Here is a 25,044-nt window from a genome sequence, read left to right as displayed (position 1 = left end):
ATGACAACAATTATTTCCAAATTATCCTTTCAATTGCATTCCATTGCTACTCTTTTGAAAGGAATCGATGCGATCGATTACACCCTTCCAATTCAGGAGATGGGAAATGCAACTATTGGGCAACATGTTCGGCATACCATTGAAATTGCTCAAAGCTTAGTAAACGGATATATTTCCAATGAAATCAATTACGAGAAACGCAAACGCGATTTAGAAATTGAAACCTCCTTAAAATACGCAAGTAATTTGTGTGCTGAATTGACTTTACTCATTAATCGTTCCGATAAAAAATTGATTTTAGTAGCAGAAAATGAGATGGGTGAACAAATTAGAATTAAGAGCTATTATAGCCGGGAACTTCATTTTATTCTCGAACATACCATCCATCACATGGCTCTAATCAAAACAGGTCTTCAAATTCTTAAAAAGGATATCACGGATGATTATTTCGGAGTTGCCTATTCAACTATTCAATACCGATCAAAATCATGTGCACAGTAATTTATATTCCAACTGAAAAAGGAGCATATCTGTGTTCGGTTCGGGATGAAAATCCATTTCGGGAAAGAGCCCTTTTTCCTGAAGAAATGAGTGGAGAAAAATATCGGTTTTGGGCTCCTATTGATCCAAAAGCTGGTGGTACATGGTGGACAATCAACCAACTTGGAAACATGCTGATTTTATTAAATGGAGCTTTTAACAATCACCTTCCAAATACACGATTGTATCGGAAAAGTAGAGGGTTGATTATCAAAGAACTGAGTCAGGAAACAAATTTACATGAAGCTTGGACTCAAATTAATTTAAAGGATATTGAACCATTTACACTCATTCTTAAATCTCAAAATGAATTGGTTGAGTGCAGATGGAATGGACAATCAAAATTTTGGAAAAAAATAGATCAGGAACAAGCTCATATTTGGTCTTCAGCAACATTGTACCCACTTGAGGTAAGAAGAAAAAGAGAACTTCTTTTTTACGATTTCATTTCAAAACCTGTTTCAAAAACACAGGACATTGAAGATTTTCTTTTCCAACATAGCGAACCAAGCAATGGGTTTATCATGCATCGGTTTGAGGAAATGAGATCTTTATCCATTTCAACAATTGCTTTTGATGAAATAGCGTCAAACGTAGAAATCTCTTACCATGATTTACTTGATGGGAAAAAGAATATTCAAACTATTCAACTAACTACGATATGAAAGATTACTGGAATCAAAAAAGGATTCGAATTGGTCATTGGGAATATTGGAATTCAAGTATTATTTACTTTCCTATCTTCCCTTACCTTCTATTCTTAATGTTAAAAACCAGGGATTTATTCTTTTTTATTTCAGCAAATCCCGGAATTGAAAATGGCGGATTTACATTGGAGTCAAAATGGAAAATTCAGGATCAAATGAGTCATAAGTATTTTCCTAAGACCATTCTTATTTCGAGATCGAATGATTTAGAACAAGTAAAGAACCAAATCCATTCTTTTCAGTTTCCGCTCTATTTGAAACCAGATATTGGAGGAAAAGGACGCGGTGTCGTTCAAATTCATTCTTTGGAAGAACTTAGTTGGTATCACGAGAATTGCCCATTGGATTATTTAGTTCAGGAAAAAATCAATTATCCGAAAGAAATCGGAGTGTTTTACATCAAAAAACCACAGGAAAAATCAGGTTATATTTCCGGTATTGTTGCTAAGGAATATATTCAGCTAATTGGAGATGGAATTAAAACTATGGAGGAATTGCTGCGCGAAAATCCACGTTACTTCTTACAGCTGGCACGATTGAAAAAAGAAAACGCCGGAAAACTTCAAACAATTCTAAAAAAAGGACAAGTTGAAATCATTAGTGAAATTGGCAATCATGCGCAAGGTTCTGCGTTCACGGACTGCTCAGAACGAATCAATCTGAAATTAACCCACTTAATAAACGAATTGGCTAACGAATTAGAAGGGTTCTATTTTGGTCGATTTGATATCCGTTTTAATTCCTGGGAAGAATTGGAACGTGGTGAAAACTTTGCAATCATTGAAGTGAATGGATCCGGAAGTGAACCCACACATATCTACGACGCTACTCATTCACTATTCTTTGCATGGTCTGAGATCATGCGCCATTGGAAGGCAATGAGTGTGATTAGTCATTCGGTAAATAAAGAACAAAGAAGTAAGATTTCTTTTGTTGAAGGAATCAAATTACTTCGAAATCACACCAAAGTGATGAAAAAACTAAACCATTTTTCGGATGCCATTCAATTAGGAAACGTATGAAGTTCTTAGAAAGATACAAGCGTGCCGGTTTGTATGGTGGATTCATTAGTTTGATCGGAACTTTGCCATTTGGTGTATTAAACATCCTGGCATTTACAATAGGAGCAAGGGAATCCATTCAAGACGCCCTACTTTTTTCTCTTGGAGTTGTCTTATCAGAAATGATGATCGTGGCATGTTGTTTAAAATGGTTCAAATTACCATTCAAAAAGACAAGTAGCGTTGAACTCCTTCAATATTTAATGGTCGGATTTATCTTTTTCCTCGCTTTCCAGCAAATCCAACAAATAGGTACCCCATCCGAAGAAAAAACGGATATGCTAGCTTCCAATTGGCCACGTTTTCTTCTTGGTGCAGGATTAAGTGCTATTAATCCAAGTCAATTCCCTTTTTGGATTACATGGAATGGAATTCTTAAAAACAAAGGACTCCTTCAAACAACACGAAATCGAAATGGATACCTTATTGGAATTGGGATTGGAACTTTTTGTGGATTATGCTGCTTTATTCTTGCTTCTCAATTGATTCATGATTCCACTGAACTAGTACAATCAAAAAACTATTACCTTTCTGTTTCGGGAATTTTTGCACTGACAGGAATTATATTGTTAGTCCGATTATTGTACGCTCGCTTTAAAACCTCTCCAATCAGATCAAAAATGCATTGAGTTTTTTGCCCTCAAAACCGGAGTTTGTTCAAATCACTTTGAAACGAAGTGGATTGGAGTTGCACCTGATTTAATTTCTAAAGACTATCTAAGAATTGGAGCAAAACCACATGCAATCGATCCAGCTCTTCTTCTGAAATACAATACGGCGGATTCAAATACAAGACATTTCCCAACGGACGGATCAAACAGCCTTTTTCCAGGAAAAAATCATAGGCTGTATCCCGAATGGAAGAAAAATAGTTATTCCCCTCTCCTGTTTCAACCTCAAAGCGCAAGATTGTACCGCACAAACCGATTTCCTTTACTTTCGGATGCGTTTTCAAAGCGTCGATAAAATAGCGGTGACGCTCCTCGATCCATTCAATGGAATCCCATGTTTCCGGTTGTTCAAACAGATCCAAACTGGCATTCGCAACAGCACACGCCAATGCACTTCCCGTAAAGGAATGTCCGTGAAGCAAGGCTTTAGCTGTTTCAGGATGCAGGAATGCATTGTAAATTTCGTCTGTTGCAACTGTCAGTCCCAATGGAAGAATCCCACCCGTCAATCCTTTCGACAAGCAAATAATATCCGGTTCCTGCTGGCAAAAATTATGTGCAAACAACTTTCCGGTTCTTCCCCATCCGGTCATCACTTCATCAAAGATCACCAAGGCATTGTATTTTCGGGCCAACGAAACAAAAGCATCCAGCCAGGTTGCATCGTACATGCGCATCCCCGCAGAACCTTGAACCAAAGGTTCCACAATGATTGCAGCCACCTCTCCTGATTTCAGGATTTGTTCCGCCTGAATCAAGGAATGACTTCGCGCTTCATCTTTTGGGAAATCAATGAAATCCACATCAAAGAACAAATGCTCGAAAGGTTTGTTGAAAGTGCCTCGCTGACCGATCGACATCGCTCCGAACGTATCTCCGTGATAAGCTCCATCCAATGCAATCACACGTCTTTTCGATTCATTTTTATTAAACCAATATTGAAAAGCCATTTTCAAGGCTACTTCCACAGCAGTCGATCCATCATCCGAGAAAAATACCTTTTCCAGTTTTTCAGGAAGTAAAGAAGTGATGCGGTCTGCCAACCGGATTGCCTGAGGATGTGTTGCCCCGGCAAAAATAACATGGTCCAATTGTGAAAATTGTTCCGTCAAGGCTTGTCCCAAATGTGGATGACCATGCCCGTGGACATTTACCCACCAGGATGAATTCGCATCGATATATGTTTTTCCGTTGGAATCAATTAATGTCGTCGCTTCTGCTTTCACAATATGCAGCGGTTCTTTCGCTGTCTGCATTTGGGTGAATGGATGCCAAACGTGCTTTTTGTCTTTTTCTAGGCTTGTTGCTCTATCCATAATTGGGCAGCTTGTTGTATACTTTCTTTCGAAAATTCGGTTAATTCGGGAATCGTGGTGATTTGCAGATCTGAAAAATGAGCACGATAGATCCGTTCTGAAGCTTCGTTCCGTTCTCCGTTAACGATCAGTCCGGCAATCTCAATTTCGCGCGACATCAATGCATTCAATGTCAACAAGGTATGATTGATGCTTCCCAGGTAATGCTTCGTAACGACATAAACGGGAAGTTCCCAAAATTGAAACAGATCTATGTAGCACAAGCCTTCATCATTCAGTGGCACCATCACTCCACCGGCTCCTTCAATGATTGTTTGTTTCGAGAAATCCGGAAGATCGAAATCTGCTTCCGTCAATTCGATTCCATCCAAACGTGCTGCTTCATGCGGTGACATCGCATGGTTCAACAAGATATTCGCGGGTAAAATGTTGGTTTCAGAAGTATGTGATTTCACAAATTCACTGTCCAAAGCATGTAAATCTCCGGCCTGAACAGGTTTCCAGTAATCGGCTTTCAAAGCTTCACAAAGAACAGCACTCACGACTGTTTTCCCTACTTCGGTTCCGATTCCTGTAACTACGATTGCACTCATGGTTCTTCTCCTTCCTGTTAAAAGAATGATTCTATCAAGTTAAGAAATGATTCGGATTTTATCTCAATTCAGCTCCCAATTGTTTTTCCAATTCAGCACGAATCGAATTCATAATTCCATCTACCTGCGTATCTTTCAATGTTTGCTCCGCATCCTGGAACGTGAATGAAACGGCATAGGATTTCTTTCCTTCCGCCAGGTTCTTTCCTTCGTAAACGTCGAACAAACCGACTTTTTGAAGAATTTTCTTGTCCACTTTCTTAGCGATCTGCTCAATTTCCGCAAAACGGACTTTCGAATCCAGAAGCAAGGAGAAATCGCGTCGAACCTCGAATGTCTTAGGTAATTCCTTGTATTGAACTTTCACCAGTTTCAAGGAATCCAAAATAGCATCCCAATCCAAATCGGCAACGAAAACGTCTTGTTTTACTCCAAAGTGCTTTTTCACTTTCGGATTTGCCCAACCCAAGGTTCCAACTACGTTTTTCAGGATACGGATTTGATAACCATCTGCCAATACTTCCTGATCAGGCAGGCTTTCTTCCTGAATGAAAGATGCCAAGCCCAAACGTTCGAATAGGTTTGAAACAACCCCTTTCAAAGTAAATAAAGTCGATTTTTCTAATTTTTGCGCCCAGGATTCTTCCTGTTTATTCCCGGTCATTAAGATCAACAAGCGCTTATTCTCTAAATAAATATCGTTTTCAAAAGAATAGGTTTTACCAAACTCAAACAAGCGCAAATCCGGATTCTGACGGTTCTGATTGTGTGCAACCGTTTCCATTCCCTGGAACAGCAAACTTTGACGCATTACCGCCAAATCCTGACTCAAAGGATTCAACATCGTTACCGCTTTCGCTACTTGAAATTGAGTTCCACCCAATTTTTCAGCATATTGCGGACTCGTCAAGGAGTTGTTCAACATTTCATTGAAGCCCATCCCTGCCAATACTTCTGCCAGGTTCACTCCCAAACGTTCTAAATCCGGCTTTTCACTAACCACCAAAGAAGTATTCAATTTTTCAGGAAGTGGAATCAGGTTGAAACCATAAATACGCAAGACTTCTTCAATCACATCAATTTCACGATCCACATCCACACGATAATTCGGAACGGAAAGTTCTAAGGATTCTAGTGACTGATAATAGGATTTTAATTCATCTAAACGATTATTAGATTCTAATAAGTCTTTTATTTGATTTCCAGAAATTTGATTACTATCTGAAAATTGTTCATTGGATATATTTAGTATTTCAAAATCCAATGACTTTAAGATATTTACAATTTTAACAGGATCAATATCATGTCCCAAAAGCTGGTTAATTCGATTGAATCGAAGTGTTACCGGAAGTTTCTGAATGGGATTCGGATACAAATCAACCGCATCCATTCCCACTTTTCCACCTGCAACTTCCTGAATCAGTTGAACAGCTCTTTCCAAAGCGTATGGGACCAAATCCACATCGACACCTCGTTCAAAACGGAAACTTGCATCGGTTGACAAACCATGTCTTTTTGCTGTTTTACGAACCGAAACCGGTTGGAAATAAGCCGCTTCCAGGAACATTTCTGTAGTAGAATCTGAGATTCCGGAATGATTTCCACCAAAAACACCCGCAATACACATCGCTTCCTTTTCATTGGCAATAACCAGATCTTCTTCATTCAAAGTGCGCTCCACTCCATCCAAAGTAATCATCTTCTCACCAGCTTTTGCCGTGCGGACAATCACTTTTCCGTTAACAATTTTAGCATCAAAAGCATGCAAAGGTGTCCCCAATTCACGCATCACGTAATTCGTTACGTCCACCACGTTATTGATTGGAGATAGCCCCACTGCTCTTAATTTATTCTGTAACCAAGCCGGTGAAGCCTTTACTTCAATTCCACTTAGCGTAATTCCCATATATCGGGGGCAAAGCTCCGCATTTTCAACAGTGACGGAAACGGATAGATCTGCCTCTTTAACCGGTTTCTTTGTTTCTTTCAATTGCAATTTCGCAGTACTTCCTTCATGACAAGCCATGTATGCCAGCACATCCCGTGCAACACCCACATGCCCCATTGCATCCGCCCTGTTCGGTGTCAATCCGATTTCAATCTGAACATCGCTTTCCAACTCCAGATACTCGGCAGCCGGCATCCCTACTTTCGCATTCGGATCCAATACCAGAATTCCATCGTGACTGGTTCCCAAACCCAATTCATCTTCCGCACAAAGCATTCCATGTGATTCCACATCGCGGATCTTGGAAACTTTCATTTTCAAAGGTTCATCCGGTTTGGGGTATAGAACCGCTCCAACCTGAGCCAAAATCACTTTCTGACCAACAGCCACATTCGGCGCACCACAAACAACCTGAAGGATTTCTTTTCCATTGTTCACTTTGGTCACTTTCAGTCGATCTGCATTCGGATGTTGCTCACATTCAATCACTTCAGCAACTACAACTCCTTGCAAGCCACCTTTCACACTCTCAATGGTTTCAAACCCTTCAACTTCCAAACCTGTGTCTGTTAAAAGCTGATCTAATTCTTCAGGAGATTTGTGAACCGGTAAAAACTCGTGTAACCAAGCGGATGAAATTTTCATTGTTGTATTTTTTGGAAGCTCAAATTTAAGAAAAAGCACAGAAATCGAGGTTTAATTTGACATAAAAGCGCTAAATTCGTTCACACTAATTTTTGAATGAAATCGCTTACGATACAAATCTTATTTCTATTCGCTATTTCTGTCGCTTGGGGACAGGAAAATGCCACTATTAGCGGGTACATGAATGAAGAAAGTTCCGGAGAACCGATCATCGGCGGACAAGTATTTGTTCCCAGCCTTCAGAAAGGAGCATCAACCAATGAATTCGGGTTTTACTCCCTGACACTTCCAAAGGGAAATTATCAACTGATCTATCGCGGAGGCGGCTTTCCAAATGACACCTTGAATATTGTCCTAAGCAAAGATACCATTATCAAAGCGGAATTAGGAGAATCCACCGAGATCGAAGAAGTGGAGATCAACGCCAAGAAAACGGACAACGTCAATTCAACCAAAATCGGACAAATCGAACTGGATATCAATCAGATCAAAAAACTTCCGGCTTTTTTAGGAGAGGTAGACGTATTGAAAACCATCCAATTGCTGCCCGGAGTTTCTTCAGTCAGTGAAGGCGGTCAAGGATTTTATGTACGTGGCGGTGGTCCGGACCAGAACCTGGTCTTATTGGACAATGCACAAGTTTACAATGCTTCACATTTATTCGGATTCTTCTCGGTCTTCAACTCAGACGCAGTGAAAAGTGTCAATCTGATCAAAGGAAGCATGCCGGCAAGTTATGGAGGAAGACTTTCATCCGTTCTGGAAGTGAACATGAACGAAGGAAATAATAAGAAATTCAAGGTTACCGGCGGATTGGGACTCATTTCTTCCCGCCTGACCCTGGAAGGTCCGATTGTAAAAAACAAAGGCTCCTTTATTGTTTCAGCGCGAAGAACATATATCGATCTGTTCATGAAAGCATTTATCAAGAAATCGAGTTCGTTCTATGGCTCCAGTTACTTTTTCTATGATCTGAATGCGAAATTGAATTACCGTTTGGGACCAAAGGACAAGATTTACCTCAGTGGTTATTACGGAAAAGACCTGTTCAATTTCGGCAATAAAAAAGAAGATTTCAGTGTGAAAATGCCCTGGGGGAATGGAATTGCCGCCTTAAGATGGAATCATCAATTCAGCAGTAAGTTGTTCATGAATACCACCGCAACATTGACAGATTACCTTTTCAGCTTTGGATCCGAGCAAGATCAGTTCAAGTTTGAATTGAAATCCGGAATTCGGGATTACGGCGGAAAGGTTGAATTATCTTACTTCCCGAATATACGCCATTCGATCAAGATGGGGGCTGATTATCTCTTCCACACCTTCACTCCTACCAGTGTTTCCGCTTCCCAGGATGATGTGGTATTTGACACGGGTCTGGCTCAGAAATTATTCAGTCATGAATCCGGAGTCTATTTTCAGGATGAAGTCGACATTACTTCCTGGCTTCGTGTCAATGCAGGAATTCGCGTGAGCATGTATCAGTTCACCGGTCCGTTTACGCGTTATTACAAAGGAATTACCGGACATACCGATTCCACCAAGACATATAAAAAGGGAGAAATCATCAAATCCTATTTCGGGTTCGAACCACGTATCTCAGCCAGATTCCTGTTAAAAGATAAAAGCTCCATCAAGGCAGGCTTCACTTACAATAATCAATACATTCATTTGGCAAGTCTGAGTGCCGTTTCCCTTCCTACAGACATTTGGTATCCGAGTACGGATAAAGCGCGTCCACAGAAAGGGTGGCAGGCAAGTTTAGGTTATTTCCGGAATTTCAATAACAACAAATGGGAAACTTCCGTTGAAGTGTACTACAAGAAAATGGAGAATATCATTGAATTCAAACAGGGAGCCTTGCCTTCTGACAATGTGAATGACAATACAGATAACTTGCTCGTATACGGAACAGGTTGGAGTTATGGTGCCGAATTCTTTATCAAAAGAACTTTTGGAAAACTGACAGGTTGGATCGGATATACACTTGCAAAATCGGATCGTTACTTCCCGGATATCCAGGACACGAAATACCCTGCAAAATACGACCGAAGACATGATCTGACATTGGTGGGAACCTATGAATTGAACAAACGCTGGACGTTCGGGTTCTCCTTCATCTATGCATCCGGAAATACCCTGACACTGCCAAATAGCTGGTATTTCAATAATCAGGATCTGCTGTTCAATTACGGACCAAGGAATTCCACGAGAATGGCTCCTTATCATCGTTTGGACCTATCTGCAACCTGGTATGACAAACCGACAAAGACTAGAATCGACAAAAAGACAGGAGAAAAGACGGAGGTAACTAAAAAGTTCCGACAGAATGTTGCTTTCTCGATCTACAATGTTTACAACCGCGCTAATCCTTATTTTTTGTATATTGATAACGACGGAAGTATCACTTCAAACGATTTCAAGATTTCTGTGAAACAAGTGTCTTTATTTCCAATTTTACCTAGTATAACATGGAACTTCGAATTTTAATCCTTTTCTTTAGCTTCACGCTGTTTCTTGCTGGTTGTACCAAGGAGGTGAAGATTGATATTCCCGGCTACGAGGAAAAAGTGGTCATTGATGGCCGCATTGAAACCGGAATGCCTCCGATCGTATTGATTTCGAAAACTCAGGATATTTATTCCCCAACTACATTGGATGCTTTTCTGAACAGCTTTCAATCCGGTGCGATTGTAACTGTTTCAGATGGAACAACTACGGTTGTTCTGGATGAGATTTGCTCTGATAATCTTCCTCCGGGAACAGAAGCAATGGCAGCCGCATTATTCGGAATCCCGGAAGCGGAATTGGCAAATTATCACTTGTGCGCCTATTCCACTTTCAATCCGGCAATTTGGGGTCAAGTCGGAAAAACCTATAGTTTGAAAGTGGAATTGAATGGTGAGACCTTCACTTCTTCCACTCAAATTGTAGCTCCCACTCCACTTGATTCGGTTTTTTGGGTTCAGGATCCCGGTGCAAATCCAGGCTATGGTTATTCCTGGGCAACATTATCTGATCCTGCCGGGTTCGATGCATACATGTGGGAAGTGAAACGAATCAATATGGTAAATGGAGCAACCAAAGATCCGGCTTTCAAAGCAACCTTCAGCCCGGTAATTGATGATGAATTCTTTAATGGACAAACTTTCAACTTCTATTACGAAAACCCATTCACCTGGGAAGATGAAACGGTTGCAGATGCAGACAAAGGATTTTATAAACAAGGGGATTCGGTGGTCATCAAGTTCTCTAAAATCGATGCAGCAGTCTATGAGTTCTTGGAAAAGAAATACATGCAATTAGGAACAGCAGGAAATCCATTCGCTTCACCGACAACGATCCCTTCCAATATTCAAGGAGGAGCAATCGGGCTTTGGGCAGGATATTCCCCTTCGTTTGATACGTTGTATTGTCAACCATAAAAGTCGCCTTCGACTGCGCTCAGTCACCTTTTAAGAGGGCATGGCTAAAGATGGGCACTAAGCGTAAATAGAAGTGTAATCATAAAGAAAACGAGTTATAAACGACCCTTTGTTATTTCATTTTGCCAATTTTATACATGAACTGTCAGATACATATTACTTTTGTTCCATGAAACAGCAAGAAGATTTCATTAACGTACGGAGATTGATTCAGAGCAAAAATCCGCGTTTGATAAAATGGATCCCTGGTTTTATCATTCGTTACCTGGAACGCATTCTGCATCAGAAGGAAATCAATGATTTCTTGAATACACACGACTCAAGAAACCAGGATTTTTGTAAGGAGGTATTGGAAGAAATTGGTGTTACCTATTCCATCAAAGGAGTTGAAAACATTCCTAAGACCGGAAAATGTGTGATCGTAATGAACCATCCGCTTGGTGGAATGGATGCAATGGCATTGGTTGATGGACTAAGGGATCATCGTACAGATATCAAATTCATTGTGAACGACTTATTATTGAACCTCGAACCTCTCAAAGACATTTTTGTCGGGATCAATAAACACGGTAAGACAAAAAGCAGTTCCCTACTTCAGGTAAACAGTCTTTTTTCCTCGGATCAATTGGTTTGCGTATTTCCGGCAGGTTTGGTCAGTAGAAAAAAGAATGGTGTAGTAAAGGACCTGGATTGGAAGAAAGCATTTGTAAAACAAGCCCGATTGAATGATCAATTGATCGTTCCGGTACATATTGACGGAGAATTGTCGAACTTCTTTTATCGTTTGGCGAATTTTCGTACATTACTTGGAATAAAAGCAAACATTGAAATGTTGTATCTGGCGGATGAAATGTTCCGTCAAAAAGGAAAGCACATTCAATTCACAGTTGGAGAACCGATTGAAGCTAGTACATTAGACACTAAAACATCAGATGTAGCATGGGCCGAATGGTTCAGAAACTACGTTTATACCTTGAAACAAAAAGTATGAAACCCATAATACCCGCTGTAGACATAGAAATCATCAAAAAAGAACTTGCCGAGGTTGGATTGATTCGAACCACACGCAAAGGTGATAATGAGATCTATTTTGTAAATATCCATACTGCTCCCAACATTGTTCGGGAAATTGGTCGATTACGTGAAGTGACCTTCCGTTTTGCAGGTGGTGGAACCGGTGAAGCATTGGATCTCGACGAATTCGACACACAGGAAATCTGTTACAATCAGTTGATTGTTTGGGACCCGGAAGATGAAGTCATTATTGGCGGATACCGTTTCATTTTATGTAAAGATGCAATTGATCAAAACGGAGAAATTCATCTGTCAACAACACATTACTTCGACTTTTCCGATCGTTTCATAACAGATTACATGCCCACAACCTGCGAGTTAGGAAGAAGCTGGGTTCAACCGGATTATCAGCCGGCACAAAATCCGCGTAAAGGATTGTTTGCATTGGACAACATTTGGGACGGACTGGGAGCTTTGACTATCACCTATCCGACTATCAAATACTTCTTTGGTAAAGTAACCATGTATCCGAATTACAACAAGGAAGCACGGGATTTCCTGCTGCATTTCATGCATCATTATTTCCCTGATACAGAAAACCTGATGGTTCCTTTTCATCCGCTGAAAACGGAATACGATACTACCTTTGTTGAAGGGCAGTTGAAAGGCTTGGATTTCAAAGATGGATTTAAAGTATTGAATTCGTTTGTAAGACAACATGGAGAAAATGTTCCGCCATTGGTGAATATCTATATGCACTTATCTCCAACCATGAAAACCTTTGGAACAGCTGTAAATCCGGATTTTGGAAATGTGGAGGAAACCGGAATTTTAGTGACAATTTCAGATGTTTATCAAGACAAAAAAGAACGTCATTTAACTTACTAATATGAATCACGAATTTGCACGTTGTTTTACAAAAGATCTGGATTCCTTAGCGAAAGAAGTAGCGCTTTGTGATGAAGACACACTTTTGTGGCAAGTTCCACCGGGAATTGCGAATTCAATTGGGAATCTGACACAACATCTGATTGGAAACCTGAATCATTTTATCGGTGCAACACTGGGTGAAACCGGTTACGTCAGAAATCGGGATGCCGAATTTTCAGAGCGTTATTTCACCAAAGCGGAAATGATTGACGAACTGGCAAAGACTTCCAAAATGCTGGAAAAAGTATTGGGTTCACTGAGTCTTGAACAACTCGATAAAACTTATCCGCACGAACCCTTCGGTTATTCCATGACAACGAATCACATGATTGCTAAATTGGTCGGTCATTTGGGATATCACTTGGGGCAAATCAATTATTTGAGACGGATTACACAAGGTTCAAAAAGTTAAAAACAAGTTCAAAGGGTTCAAATAGTTTAGAATGTTAAATTTGAACTTTTGAATTTTGAATTTTGAATTAAATAAGATACGTTTCCCCGTCTTCCACCACACGTACATTTTCAAAAACTACAGAAGCTTCTTCAAAATGTTTCAATCCGGTATCGTAGCGCGCACTTAAATGTCCCAGCAACAATTTCCCTACTTCCGCCTGTTTTGCAATGGTAGCTGCTTGCTCAGCAGTCGAATGAAAGGTCTGTTTTGCACGGTCCAGTTTGTCATTCAGGAATGTCGCCTCGTGATACAACACATCCACATTTCTGATGTATTCCACAATACGTTCGTCAAAAATGGTATCGGAACAATACCCATAAGATTTGCTTGGTTTCGCGGAGTAAGTATATTCATCCGCATGGATTGTCTCACCGGATTCCAGTTCAACATCCAATCCTTGCTTCAACTTCGGGATCAGAGTCAATGAAAGTCCGGCTTCTTCAAATCGGTCCGCATTCAGTTTACGCTCTTTCTGCTTTTCCTTTATCAGGAATCCATTTGTAGGAACCCGATGACTCAATGGGAAAGTCCAGATTTCAATGAGTTTATCTTCAAAAAGCAAGCGGTGTTCCTTTCCATTCAAAGGAATAAAATTGAGTTCAAACCCTAATCTGGCTCCGCCAACTTCGAGCTGAAAACGAATGATTTGTTCCAATTCTTCCGGACCGTATATGGTCAATCCCTTATCTCTTCCAAGTAAATGTAAAGTGCTTAACAAACCGACCAATCCGAAGAAATGATCTCCGTGAAGATGGGAAATAAGGATGTGATTGATTTTCTGAATGTGAACCTGATTCCTGCGCAATTGAACTTGAGTTCCTTCTCCGCAATCGATCAGAATATGACGATCATTGCATTGCAAATATTGAGAAGTCGGATTTCTATTTGAAGTTGGCAATGCGGCGCCTGAACCTAATATGGTTACTTCAAAACTCATTCCCTATATCAAGACGGATTTTGCCTCTGCCAGTGTTTCTGAAATGTTTAGAACCTTATCCAATTGAGCAATCCGAATCATCTTTGCAACATTTTCTTGCAAACCGCATAGAATAAACTGCCCGTTGGTGTCTTTACATAAGCGATTTGCCGTCAAGATTGCAGATAATCCTGAAGAGTCACAATATCTCGTTTTAGAAAGATCCAAAACGATTGAATTCACTCCATTTTTACTTAAAGTGAGTAATTCGCTTTTAAGATCGGGAGCATTCGAAGCATCTAGTTTTTCAACAGAAGACTGAATGACCGTAAAGTTGGTATCTTGCGCAATAATAAAGTTCATGTTGCCACTGTGTTTATCAAATGTAACAAAATATTCTTTCTTCGAGTCTCAAAATGAAAAGACTTTAGCGTCCGATCTTGGCAGCAAGCAGATAAATCACTGCCATTCTGATTGCAACTCCATTCTCAACTTGCTGAAGGATAATCGATTGCTTGGAATCAGCAACATCTGAGGTGATTTCGACTCCTCTATTAATCGGTCCCGGATGCATGACAATAATTTCCTTGTCCAGACTATCCAGTATCTCTTTGTTCAAACCGTATTGCATGGAATATTCTCTCAAGCTTGGAAAGTACTGAATATCCTGTCTTTCCAACTGAATTCGAAGCATATTCGCCACATCACACCATTCCAGTGCTCTTCTCAGATTGTGCTCCACTTTAATTCCCAGTATGTCGATGTATTTCGGGATCAAGGTTGTCGGTCCGCAAACCATTACTTCAGCACCCAATTTTTGAAGGGTATAAATATTTGAAAGCGCTACACGTGAATGCAGGATATCTCCCACAATCACCACTTTCTTTCCTTCAACCGAGCCCAGTCTTTCACGAATTGAGAATGCATCCAGCAATCCTTGTGTCGGATGTTCGTGGGTTCCATCTCCGGCGTTGATTACACACGTATCTGTTCTTTCCGAAAGGAATTTTGCGGCTCCGGGATTAGGGTGGCGCATAACCACCATATCCACTTTCATGGAGAGGATGTTGTTTACCGTATCAATCAGTGTTTCGCCTTTCTTTACGGATGACGAGCTTGCAGAAAAGTTCACTACATCTGCTGAAAGTCTTTTTTCAGCCAATTCAAAGGAAAGTCTTGTTCGGGTGGAATTCTCAAAAAAGAGATTGGCAATCGTAATGTCTCGAAGCGAAGGAACTTTTTTAATTGGTCGATTAATAACTTCCTTAAAACTATCCGCAGTTTTAAAGATCAATTCGATATCCTGACGAGTCAAGTCTCGAATTCCAACTAAATGATCAACACTTAAATGCTCCATTATTCGGGTGTATACAATACAATTTTATCTTTTCCTTCACTATCTTTCCACTCCACAGTCACACGCTCTGAATCCAGCGTATCAACAGCTTTCCCAACATAATCCGCCTGAATGGGCAAATCGCGTTGAAATCTTCTATCAATAAGCACCATCAATTCCACACGCAACGGTCTACCGAATGCCATCAATGCATCCAGTCCGGAACGGATCGTTCTTCCGGTATAAAGTACATCGTCAATTAAAACAACGTTCTTCCCTTCAATCGTAAAGTCAATATTGGTAACGTTCGGGATAAGCGGTTTTTCTCTTCTTCTGAAATCATCCCGATAGAAAGTGATGTCCAATTGTCCACAAGTGACCTTCTCTTGTCTTACCTGCTCCAGAATTTGCTTCAATCGTTCAAGCACAAAAATCCCTCTCGGTTGTAACCCGATTAAAACTGTGTTTGAGAAATCATCGTGATTTTCGATTAATTGATAAGCAAGACGGTTCATGGTTAATTGAACCTGCTGTTCATCTAAAATGACTTGCTTTTCCATCAAGGCAAATTTAATAAAAGGATTCGATTTGTCAATCTTTTTCTGAATTTAAACGTACAAACTAAATCGTTTTAACTCTCTTTTAATTTAATTGAATCGTTTAAAAATCAATTTTTTACCGTTCAATCAATAAAGTAAATATTTTACTCATTTTTTTATTGAATTCAGAAAACTTAATGTACTTTTGAAGCAAGGTCGAAAAAATTCACATTTTCTATTTTGGAAATTTTAATTTGGGATTTTAGATGTCGGAAGATATTTACTTTTTCATAGGGTTGGTTATTGGTTATAAATTTTGAAACGTAAAGCCGGCATCTAGATTCCATTTTATCCACCTTTCTGCTTTGTCTTATACCCTTCTTTGGTCAATAATTCAATGACTTTATCTCTGAAAGATCCCTGAATGATAATTTCTCCGTCTTTTGCAGTTCCACCTACTCCACACTTCGATTTCAACAATTTACCCAATTCCTTCAGATCCTCATCCGATCCGACAAATCCTTCAACCAAGGTCACTTCCTTTCCTGCACGCTGCTTTTTATCCAATGAAACATAAAGTAATTGCTTGGATGCCTCCAATGTTTCCGGTTCTTCATTCGCTTCAAAATCATAGGAGAAATCCGGATTTGTGGAATAAACAATATTCACTCTTTCTTTATTCTTTTTACTCATTTGTACTTCTCAATTAAGGTTGCTTTAATGTCATCTGTCAATAAATAAGTCGGAGTCTTTTCAAAAGCCGACCTGATTCCATCCGGAGATCGAACATCGTATATTATTACTTCTTTTCCAAGAGATTTAACAGAATTGACATCTGAAATTGAAATCTCTGAATTTCGAAAAACTGCTCCATCTGAAATGGATGAATTGGAATAGCTCAAAAACTGACTCGCATTAACAGCGTTATAATAAATCTTGAAACCGAGTGTCTTGATTGTCGGTAAAAACCTACCCGTATTGGTTACCATTCCCAAATCTCCGTTGTAAAAATACTGTTTTGCCAGATTCATTGCATCAATAAGTGCCGTAGAATCTATTAATCCGGATTCGCTTCCATCCGATTCTTTTAAATCGATCAATAGACGAATCCCCTTCAAATCAGCTGGTAAATCGAGCAACCGGATCAATCGCTCCTTTTCCAGGGAATTGTATTTCAAACCTGACAGATAGGCATCATTTTTTTGAGGAATTGTTCCTTCACCGGTTGATTCGACGTTTAGTTCCGGATCGTGGAAAAGCCACAATGTTCCATCCTTTGAGAGCTGTGCATCAACCTCCACTATTAAAACGGTTTCAAAACTCCGGGCGTATTTATATGCTTCTAAACTATTGTCGTGATAATTGCTGCTTGAAATATGTAAACCTGCACACGCATGTCCGCCAATGATCGTGTCCGGATACAAATCCGTGTGTTTTTTACAGGAAAACGCACTTAGAATTATTATCATTATCAGGTATCTAGAACTCATAATAATAGCTTATTTCCGCAAAATAATTCCACATGAAAAAACGATTCTTTCTCCCAAGATACGCATCGTATTTCCATTCAATTGCCGGTCCGATTCCTCCTGTGACGGCAAATCTGTTTCGATTGCCAACCATCATCCTGAATGCTGCAAAACTTTCCGTGGTATGAATCAAGCGATGTTTCTCAGGAACCTTGGTATTTAAAAGTGAATAGGACAATCGAATTATGGGAGAGATAGAAAACCAATCATTCAATTTGAATCGATAAGACAGATCGTAACCGATATTCGGATTACCTTGCTTTTGAAAGATTGTTTTAGTTATCCCGAAACCAATAAAAACCTCATGGGACAGATTTTTTTTCATCAATTGTCCGCGTACACGAAAAAAGAAATCCTGGGGATGGTAATTTAAATCGGCTCCAAATGAATAGATTGCAGAATCTTGGGATTTTCCCAATAAGGGAAGAAATAACAACACCAAAAAAGCAAGCTTTCGAAACATGCTTCAAAAATAAGGAATGCTTTAGGGAAACCTAAAGTTTCGGACACTTTTTACAGTGATATCCTTTTCTTTTATACTTTTTGCAACATTCTTTCTTTTTGTCGCAAGAGCAATTATTACAAGTGATTAGAGGTAAAATCGTTTGCTCTGAGTAAACTTCTTTTTTAACCATCTTTATTTAGACTAATTCTATACAAAGATAAACTTTGAAAATAAATTACCAAGGAATGTCATAATTATTTTGTTTAGATCCTTCAAAAATGTTCAATGGTTCAAATCCCAATAGAAATCGGGATCAAGAGTTTAAATCTATTTAACAAGCGGTACAAAATTGAACTTTTCAACTTTTTTAACCTCTATTATTTTCCAAATAATTGATGACTCAATCGGAAAACATGCATGTGGGCATTGACAATATCCCGTACATCCTTGCTGTATCCTCCCCCCATACTGCAAACAATTGGGACATTCAGTTCTTTTGCGCAATTCAGGACAAATTCATCCCTCAAACGGATGCCATTTTGTGTGACCTTCAATTTTCCCAATTTATCCGATTCCAGAATATCCACTCCACATTGATAGAAGATAAAATCAGGATGAAGTGTTTCCAAAATGGAGGTCAATTCCGTTTTCAGAATACTTAAATAACGTTTATCATCCAAAGATGTCTCCAGGTGAATGTCCTTATCCGACTCTTCCTTATGCATGGGATAATTAGCTCCTCCATGCATACTAAACGTAAACACTTCCTTGACATGCTTAAAGATTTCAGCAGTTCCGTTTCCTTGATGTACATCCAGATCCACGATCAGGATCCGCTTGAAGAGTTTTTGGTCCAAAAGCCATTTGGCTGCTATTGCCTGATCGTTCAACAAACAAAATCCTTCTCCTCTATCCGTGAATGCATGATGGGTTCCACCGGCAATATTCAATGCCACTCCACCATCTTTAACCATTTCCGCACACAATCGGGTTCCTTCCATGATCCGAAGTTCGCGCCTGATCAGTTCTTCATTATGTACAAAACCGCTAACACGCTGCTCCCGCGGAGAACAAGTCAGATTCAATAATTTATTCAGGTATTCTTCCGAATGAACTTGTTGTACAATCTTCAAATCGATCAAAGCAGGTTTGAGAAAATCCGCTTCCTCCAAAATCCCTTCATACTGCAATTGCTGATACAACAAGCCATACTTTTCCATTGGAAAACGATGGGTACTTGGAACAGAATGAATATAAGAAGGATGATAAGCTACAAAATAGGACATTTTATTGCAATCGGTCTACATCGGTCGAGATGGTAAATAACATCAACTCATCATTGATCGGAACAAACTGGTAGTTCAACAAACTTTTCGATTTCATTCTCATGGTAATGAAACCAAGTCCTGCTCCGCCTTTATCTGAGATCAATCCGTTGTTCAATGTTTCCAGATAGAATGATTTCACCTCTTCTTCATCCATCGCATTTAGCCTATCCAGATAGGAAGCTAATTTTTCCTTTTCAGAAATATCCGTGAGATTCCCCAGGGCAATTCGATAAGCTTTATCGTTGAATGCGACAATAATCAAGGCTTGCTGTTCATGGTCCCATTTCTTGCCGTGAAGGAGAATGTTCTGCAATCCTTCAATCAATATGGAAAAAACACGTTTGACCAAGGTCTTCTTGTCACCGGCTGAAATCATGAAATCTTCCGTGCTCAGCGTAAAGCTATTCACCAAATCCTGATTCAAAGGACCGAAGTGAGCTACCTGAACCGAGTTGAAATGACTATCCTTAACGTCTTGAATCCAAGAGGCCAATATCATTTTGGGTTCTATGTGAAGCGTTCCAGGTTGCATCAACTGTTAACAATCAGTAAATATAGCAAAGCAAAAAAGAACAAATCTTAATCAATGAGCAAATGAACATTTCCTTGCCACATTTTACCATCTGCAGTTATTAATTGGTAGAAATAAACTCCGTCAACCAGCTTTTCACCGGTAATGTCAATTCCTCCCCAATCATTCTTGTAGTTATCCGATTCGAACACCACATTTCCCCAACGATTCTGAATAATCAGTTTCGAATTCGGTTTCAAATTCGTGATATAAAACTCGTCGTTCGTATGATCCCCATTCGCAGTCACAATATTTGGAATAACGATTTCTCCTATGATTTGGAAATCTTTCGTGATCGAGTCAATACATCCGTCAAATGTTTCTATAACCAAAGTCATACTGTAAGTCGTTTCAATCATCGAACTGTAACTTACAGAAGATCCTGTCCCCATAATCCCTACTCCGGCAATCGTCCAGCTATAACTTTGGAATGGACCACCGGAACTTGCATCCGTGAAATTGATAACTTCTCCCGGTGATGCAACTGTATTGGAAATAGTGAAGTTTGCATTTGGAGAAGGCATGGAACCAACTGTTATCGGTGAACCGGTTGTGATACATCCGTTACCATCTGTAATTGTCAAGGTATAAAGACCTGAATTGAGATTGGTGATATTCAACGTAGTTAAAGGACTTCCTGCCCAAGTATAAGTGAATGGTCCGTTTCCTGAAACCTGAACACCGCTGATTGCACCATTATTCCCGATACAACTTTCATCGGTAACCACTGCATTCGTCTGATCAATCGTTGATGGCGGAACAACACCTACAAATAAAGTCGTTGTTGCAGTACACCCTCCGTTATCTGTAACAGTCAATGTATAATTACCGGTCGTTAAACCTGAAGCATCGATGGTGTTTTGTGCAGGTGTACTATTCCAGGAATAAGAATAAGGTACCGTTCCACCGGAAGCGGTAATTCCTGTTATAGAACCCGATCCGACAGCACAATTATCATTCGAAATAACCGCATTATTGGTATTGATAGCCAGACCGGATGTACTCGGCACATTAAATGTTGCCTGAACGGAACAGTTTTGGTCGTCTGTCACCGTAATCGTATAATTTCCTGCTGCTAAATTTGTAATACTCAATGTCGTTTGACCATTCGGTGACCAGGAAATAACTGGATTTATTCCGCCGAGAACCTGTAAACCAGTAATCATTCCGGTATTACCAACACATCCTGTCGGTGTAATAATTACCGAACCTTGATTGAGACTTAAAGGAACCACCGCATTTACCGTAAAAGGTCCTCCATTTGCCGTACAACCAAAATTGTCAGTTACTACCACATTGTAGTTCCCCGGAGATAAATTGGTCTGATTTAATGTTGGACTGACAACACCGTTCCAGGTATAAGTCAATCCGGTTCCTGTTGCAGTCAATCCTGAAATTGTTCCGTCATTCAAGGCACACGTTTCATTAGTTACCTGAGCAGAAGCCGTGTTCAACGTTGGACCTGCAATTGAATTTACTGTAAATGGACCGGCAGTTGCAACACAACCTAAGTTATCTGTAACCTGCAGACTGTAATTTCCAGCAGGAATATTCGTGAGATTCAACGTATTGTATGCTCCTGAATTCCAGGAATAAGTATAAGCAGTTTGACCTCCAGAAACGGAAAGTCCGGAAATAGCTCCGTTTGACTGACCACAATGAGCATCCGTAATAACGATTGAAGCCGAATTAATCACCGGTGCTGTTGAAGCTCCAATCGCAACCGGACCATAACTTGAAGTACAGCTGCTTGCATCTGTTACAACCAAGGTATAATTTCCTGAAGCCAAATTGGCTTGATCCAATGAAGTGGAAGTCACTCCATTCCATTGATAAGTTAATCCGGTTCCTGTAGCTGTAATTCCTGTAATACTTCCGTTATTTAAACCACAAGTAGTTCCCGTGATCACAACATTCGTTGAATTAATTGCCGGACCGGGAGATAGACCTACATTGAAAGGTCCTGCGACTGAAGTACAACCAAATGCATCAGAGACTGCCAATCCGTATGTTCCTCCCGGAATATTCGTATGATCCAAAGAAGGACTAGCAACCAAATTCCAGTTATAAGTCAAGGTTCCTGTTCCACTTGCCGTAATTCCTGTAATGGATCCGTCGTTTCCGGCACAGGTTTCATTCGTGATTACAATGTTTGTTGTATTAATAACCGGAGCTGCAATATCATTCACTGTAAATGGACCGGCGTTTACCGTACATCCAAGATTATCTGTAACCGTCAATGTATAATTCCCGGCAGGAATTGCACTTAAATTCAAGGTAGAATATGCTCCTGCATTCCAGGAATAAGTATATGCTGTTTGTCCGCCTGAAACCGTAAGTCCTGAAATTGCCCCATTTGATTGACCACAATGTGCATGAGTGATCGCTACTAAAGTCGAATTGATTACCGGTGCACTTGAAGCACCGATCGCAATCGGTCCATAAGTTGCAGTACAACCAACACCATTCGTAACTATCAAGGTGTAATTTCCGGATGCCAAACCTGTTCTATCCAAAGAGGCCGAAGAAACCCCATTCCAAGTATAAGTTAGTCCTGTACCTGTAGCAGTAATCCCGGTAATGCTTCCATTATTTCCCCCACAAGTCGTTCCTGTCACCACCATATTCGTTGTGTTGATCGTAGGACCGGGATTTTGTGCAACGTTAATCGGACCTAAAGAAGCGGTACATCCATTATTATCCGTAACAACCAAATTGTAATTACCTGTATTTAGTCCTGTTATATCCAATGTTGAATAAGCACCTGTGTTCCAATTGTACGTCAAACCTGTCCCTGTTGCTGTAATTCCGGTAATGGAACCGCCACCGCCTAAACAAGAAGCATTGGTGACAACCATACCTGTTGAATTAATTGTTGGTCCGCCTGAAGTTCCAATAACATAAGGACCTGAAGTAGCCGTACATCCGATTCCATCAGTAACCGTAACGGTATATGATCCTGCAGATGCACCAGCTAAATTCATGGAAGGTGTAGTTACCCCATTCCAGGTAATTACGGTCGTTGGCGCACCACCTGAAGTTGTCAATCCGGTTATTGAACCTCCCCCAGAACAAGTCGCATTAGTGACCACAGCCGTTCCGGAAATCGTTGGTCCACCAACTGTAACTGTCACGGGAACACGGAATGTTCCATTCGGACAAAACCCGACATAATAAGTTGTTGTAGCAGTTACAACCGGAGTTGTAAAGGTCAAACCTGTTCCAACGGAAGTATTTCCGGTATAGGTTGTATACCAAGTAATATTTGCATTGGTAATTGGACTAGGCAAAGTACCTTGAACCGTAACAGATAAATTCGCAGTGCTTCCTGCACAAACTGAGGCATTATTAGGAATTAGATTATAATATGTTTGTGGCAATGAGCTTGTACCAACAGCTCCAACTGTCGCTCCGTTTGGAGGGAAATTGGCAACGATATTTGTTGTTCCGACTGCCGTAACAGTCCCATTTGCTCCACCAGTAACTGTTTGAACAGGAGTTCCCGAAGTGAATGCGACCATACCGCCACCGCCACCGCCGCCAGGACCATCTGCTTCAACACCTGAAGCAAAAGCACCAAATGACAGCGCATTATTCCCACCTGTTCCACCATTTGCATTCAAGGTAATTGTATTCGGAATTGCGGTTCCATTTGATATGATTACAGCTCCACCACCACCTGCACCTCCAGCTCCGTCAACACCTAGTTTTGCACTGGAAAATGATCCTGGATTCGCAGCATTCGTTGGATTCGAATTTTGACCATTGGCTCCATTCGCTTCTATAATTCCAGTACCTGTTATAGTTCCATAAGATTGAAGAAAGACAATTCCTCCTCCGGCACCGCCACTTCCACCTTGACTTTGGTCCATTTCACCGGCACCACCGCCACCTCCCATAAAAACACGGGTGGCATCATAAGTCAATGGGTGACCACCAAGTCCACCTTCTTTTCTTCTAAAATCCCCTGACCAAGCTGAATTATTAGGTCCTACGGTTGCTTCGTCCTGATTACTCTGAGCTCCGGAATATCCACCGCGTCCTCCACCCGAACTTGGAGTAGTAGCCATTCCAGCCAATTCCAAATTCCAAAATGCTGCGTATCCAGCTGTGGCAACTCCCTTACCATTATACATTCCTGTTCCTACATTGGAACCTCCACCTCCACCGGAGTTTTTGTAGTTTCCACCACCACCACCGTTTGCAGGAGCACCACATCCATATCGTGAATATAGTGCCGTATATTCTGAAGTAAAACCTCCAATTCCTTCTCCTTTTTCAGAACCTTCCGATGCGGCGCTGTATGCTGGTTTTCCAATATCTCCAAAAGCTCCAGGACCACCTGATGTATTATCTGTCACACCTCCTCTAAAACCATATCCCGAGGCGATAATTTTGGAATTCGTCCCAAAAGTTAAAGTCCCGTTCACCTCTAAGGCTACAATACCTCCTATCGTTCCATCCCAGGGAAGGGGAACAATGGTAGTACTTGCATTCAAAGTTAAATTTCCAATCCTGGGAACACGCACAACTTGCACATGTCCCGAAGAAGTATAAGAATTTTTTAAAGCACATCTCACATTAATTGCTCCAGCAGAAACGGAAAGAACTTCAGCGTATTCGTACTTACCTGAGTTGTTATAACTTGTAACACCTCCCCAGTCTGACCTGTAATTGTTTACATTCCCCATATCAGCCCAGGCGCTATTGGAGACGGTGAAATTACCACCCCATCCTCCCGAAGCAACAGGAACTGCCGGATTAGTAACAATATCCATTGTCGCTCCTTGCATCTGAACAATCAATATTAAATCGCCTGCTCCTAAGGCAGTTGAAAAATATGAATTTGTAAGCGTATTGCTAGCAACAGAAATTGAAGTTGCATTTGCAGCAACATTTGCAGTAACATTGGTATAAGCATTCAAAACTGTAGCTGCAGCAACTACTGTATAATTGCCATTCTTGGCTTGCTGACTAAAAGTAAGATGGCAAACAAATAGTAGTAAAATGGAGAGAAGAGTAGACCTCATGCTATAAATTGGATAAAACTAGTTCTATAAAGAGACGCCAAATTAT

General features: G+C 40.4%; 22 protein-coding genes. 9 read left to right on the top strand and 13 right to left on the bottom strand.

From position 1 onward, the window contains the following. From AAG807_RS03930 to AAG807_RS03915, 4 genes are read left to right on the top strand one after another with little or no spacing between them, the layout of a single operon-like run. Entirely contained in the window at positions 1–501 is a 501-nt protein-coding gene (locus tag AAG807_RS03930; RefSeq protein ID WP_341900993.1) for a hypothetical protein, read from the top strand. Next, on the top strand, positions 489–1,205 hold the full coding sequence (locus AAG807_RS03925; RefSeq protein ID WP_341900992.1) for an NRDE family protein: 717 nt from the start codon (positions 489–491) through the stop codon (positions 1,203–1,205). The genes AAG807_RS03930 and AAG807_RS03925 overlap by 13 nt, the downstream gene beginning before the upstream one ends. Then, a complete protein-coding gene (locus AAG807_RS03920; protein ID WP_341900991.1) occupies positions 1,202–2,269 on the top strand; it encodes a D-alanine--D-alanine ligase in 1,068 nt (355 codons plus the stop codon). The genes AAG807_RS03925 and AAG807_RS03920 overlap by 4 nt, the downstream gene beginning before the upstream one ends. Beyond that, entirely contained in the window at positions 2,266–2,937 is a 672-nt protein-coding gene (locus AAG807_RS03915; protein WP_341900990.1) for a LysE family transporter, read from the top strand. Before AAG807_RS03920 ends, AAG807_RS03915 begins: the two co-directional genes overlap by 4 nt. A 77-nt stretch (positions 2,938–3,014) precedes the next feature. On the opposite strand, the gene bioA is transcribed toward AAG807_RS03915, so the two are convergent. From bioA to pheT, 3 genes are read right to left on the bottom strand one after another with little or no spacing between them, the layout of a single operon-like run. Further along, positions 3,015–4,295, bottom strand: coding sequence for an adenosylmethionine--8-amino-7-oxononanoate transaminase (bioA, locus tag AAG807_RS03910; protein ID WP_341900989.1), 1,281 nt, complete (start codon positions 4,293–4,295; stop codon positions 3,015–3,017). Further along, positions 4,274–4,888 carry a dethiobiotin synthase gene (gene bioD / locus AAG807_RS03905; RefSeq protein WP_341900987.1) on the bottom strand — a complete coding sequence of 205 codons (615 nt, stop codon included), beginning with the start codon at positions 4,886–4,888 and terminating at the stop codon, positions 4,274–4,276. The genes bioA and bioD overlap by 22 nt, the downstream gene beginning before the upstream one ends. 58 nt (positions 4,889–4,946) lie before the next feature. Next, positions 4,947–7,481 (bottom strand): phenylalanine--tRNA ligase subunit beta, encoded by a 2,535-nt coding sequence (pheT, locus tag AAG807_RS03900; protein WP_341900985.1) that lies wholly within the window; start codon positions 7,479–7,481, stop codon positions 4,947–4,949. Between the two features lie 96 nt (positions 7,482–7,577). Here pheT and AAG807_RS03895 point away from each other — a divergent pair, with 96 nt between their 5' ends. From AAG807_RS03895 to AAG807_RS03875, 5 genes are all read left to right on the top strand, one after another. Continuing rightward, positions 7,578–9,971, top strand: coding sequence for a TonB-dependent receptor (locus AAG807_RS03895; RefSeq protein ID WP_341900983.1), 2,394 nt, complete (start codon positions 7,578–7,580; stop codon positions 9,969–9,971). Continuing rightward, positions 9,953–10,906, top strand: a complete 954-nt coding sequence (locus tag AAG807_RS03890; RefSeq protein WP_341900981.1) for a DUF4249 domain-containing protein — start codon at positions 9,953–9,955, stop codon at positions 10,904–10,906. Before AAG807_RS03895 ends, AAG807_RS03890 begins: the two co-directional genes overlap by 19 nt. A gap of 169 nt (positions 10,907–11,075) precedes the next feature. Continuing rightward, the gene (locus AAG807_RS03885) at positions 11,076–11,897 is read left to right on the top strand and encodes a 1-acyl-sn-glycerol-3-phosphate acyltransferase (RefSeq protein WP_341900980.1); all 822 of its coding nucleotides are present in this window, start codon (positions 11,076–11,078) and stop codon (positions 11,895–11,897) included. Continuing rightward, positions 11,894–12,808, top strand: a complete 915-nt coding sequence (locus AAG807_RS03880) for a GNAT family N-acetyltransferase (protein WP_341900978.1) — start codon at positions 11,894–11,896, stop codon at positions 12,806–12,808. The genes AAG807_RS03885 and AAG807_RS03880 overlap by 4 nt, the downstream gene beginning before the upstream one ends. Before the next feature lies 1 nt (position 12,809). After that, the gene (locus tag AAG807_RS03875) at positions 12,810–13,262 is read left to right on the top strand and encodes a DinB family protein (RefSeq protein ID WP_341900977.1); all 453 of its coding nucleotides are present in this window, start codon (positions 12,810–12,812) and stop codon (positions 13,260–13,262) included. Between the two features lie 67 nt (positions 13,263–13,329). Here the strand turns inward: AAG807_RS03875 and AAG807_RS03870 are convergent, their stop codons facing one another. The 10 genes from AAG807_RS03870 to AAG807_RS03825 all read right to left on the bottom strand — a co-directional run bounded on the left by AAG807_RS03870 (position 13,330) and on the right by AAG807_RS03825 (position 24,998). Then, positions 13,330–14,241, bottom strand: coding sequence for a ribonuclease Z (locus AAG807_RS03870; protein ID WP_341900975.1), 912 nt, complete (start codon positions 14,239–14,241; stop codon positions 13,330–13,332). A 3-nt stretch (positions 14,242–14,244) separates the two neighbouring features. Next, the gene (locus tag AAG807_RS03865) at positions 14,245–14,583 is read right to left on the bottom strand and encodes an STAS domain-containing protein (RefSeq protein WP_341900973.1); all 339 of its coding nucleotides are present in this window, start codon (positions 14,581–14,583) and stop codon (positions 14,245–14,247) included. Between the two features lie 64 nt (positions 14,584–14,647). Next, complete coding sequence (locus AAG807_RS03860) at positions 14,648–15,577, bottom strand: aspartate carbamoyltransferase catalytic subunit (RefSeq protein WP_341900971.1); 930 nt, start codon at positions 15,575–15,577, stop codon at positions 14,648–14,650. Next, the gene (gene pyrR, locus AAG807_RS03855; protein WP_341900970.1) at positions 15,577–16,116 is read right to left on the bottom strand and encodes a bifunctional pyr operon transcriptional regulator/uracil phosphoribosyltransferase PyrR; all 540 of its coding nucleotides are present in this window, start codon (positions 16,114–16,116) and stop codon (positions 15,577–15,579) included. The genes AAG807_RS03860 and pyrR overlap by 1 nt, the downstream gene beginning before the upstream one ends. 327 nt (positions 16,117–16,443) lie before the next feature. Then, positions 16,444–16,788 (bottom strand): translation initiation factor, encoded by a 345-nt coding sequence (locus AAG807_RS03850; RefSeq protein WP_341900967.1) that lies wholly within the window; start codon positions 16,786–16,788, stop codon positions 16,444–16,446. After that, on the bottom strand, positions 16,785–17,564 hold the full coding sequence (locus AAG807_RS03845) for a glycerophosphodiester phosphodiesterase family protein (RefSeq protein WP_341900965.1): 780 nt from the start codon (positions 17,562–17,564) through the stop codon (positions 16,785–16,787). Before AAG807_RS03845 ends, AAG807_RS03850 begins: the two co-directional genes overlap by 4 nt. A 10-nt stretch (positions 17,565–17,574) precedes the next feature. Continuing rightward, a complete protein-coding gene (locus tag AAG807_RS03840; protein ID WP_341900963.1) occupies positions 17,575–18,087 on the bottom strand; it encodes a hypothetical protein in 513 nt (170 codons plus the stop codon). A 359-nt stretch (positions 18,088–18,446) separates the two neighbouring features. Continuing rightward, positions 18,447–19,355 (bottom strand): histone deacetylase, encoded by a 909-nt coding sequence (locus AAG807_RS03835; protein WP_341900962.1) that lies wholly within the window; start codon positions 19,353–19,355, stop codon positions 18,447–18,449. 1 nt (position 19,356) lies between these two features. After that, positions 19,357–19,896, bottom strand: coding sequence for a DUF6272 family protein (locus AAG807_RS03830; RefSeq protein WP_341900960.1), 540 nt, complete (start codon positions 19,894–19,896; stop codon positions 19,357–19,359). Positions 19,897–19,976: 80 nt separating this feature from the next. Beyond that, complete coding sequence (locus AAG807_RS03825) at positions 19,977–24,998, bottom strand: gliding motility-associated C-terminal domain-containing protein (RefSeq protein ID WP_341900958.1); 5,022 nt, start codon at positions 24,996–24,998, stop codon at positions 19,977–19,979. Positions 24,999–25,044: the final 46 nt, after the last annotated feature.

Origin of the sequence: Fluviicola taffensis DSM 16823, from assembly GCF_943372375.1 — a bacterium.
Lineage (GTDB): Bacteria > Bacteroidota > Bacteroidia > Flavobacteriales_D > Crocinitomicaceae > Fluviicola > Fluviicola taffensis_A.
This window is presented reverse-complemented; position numbering and strand designations above follow the sequence as displayed.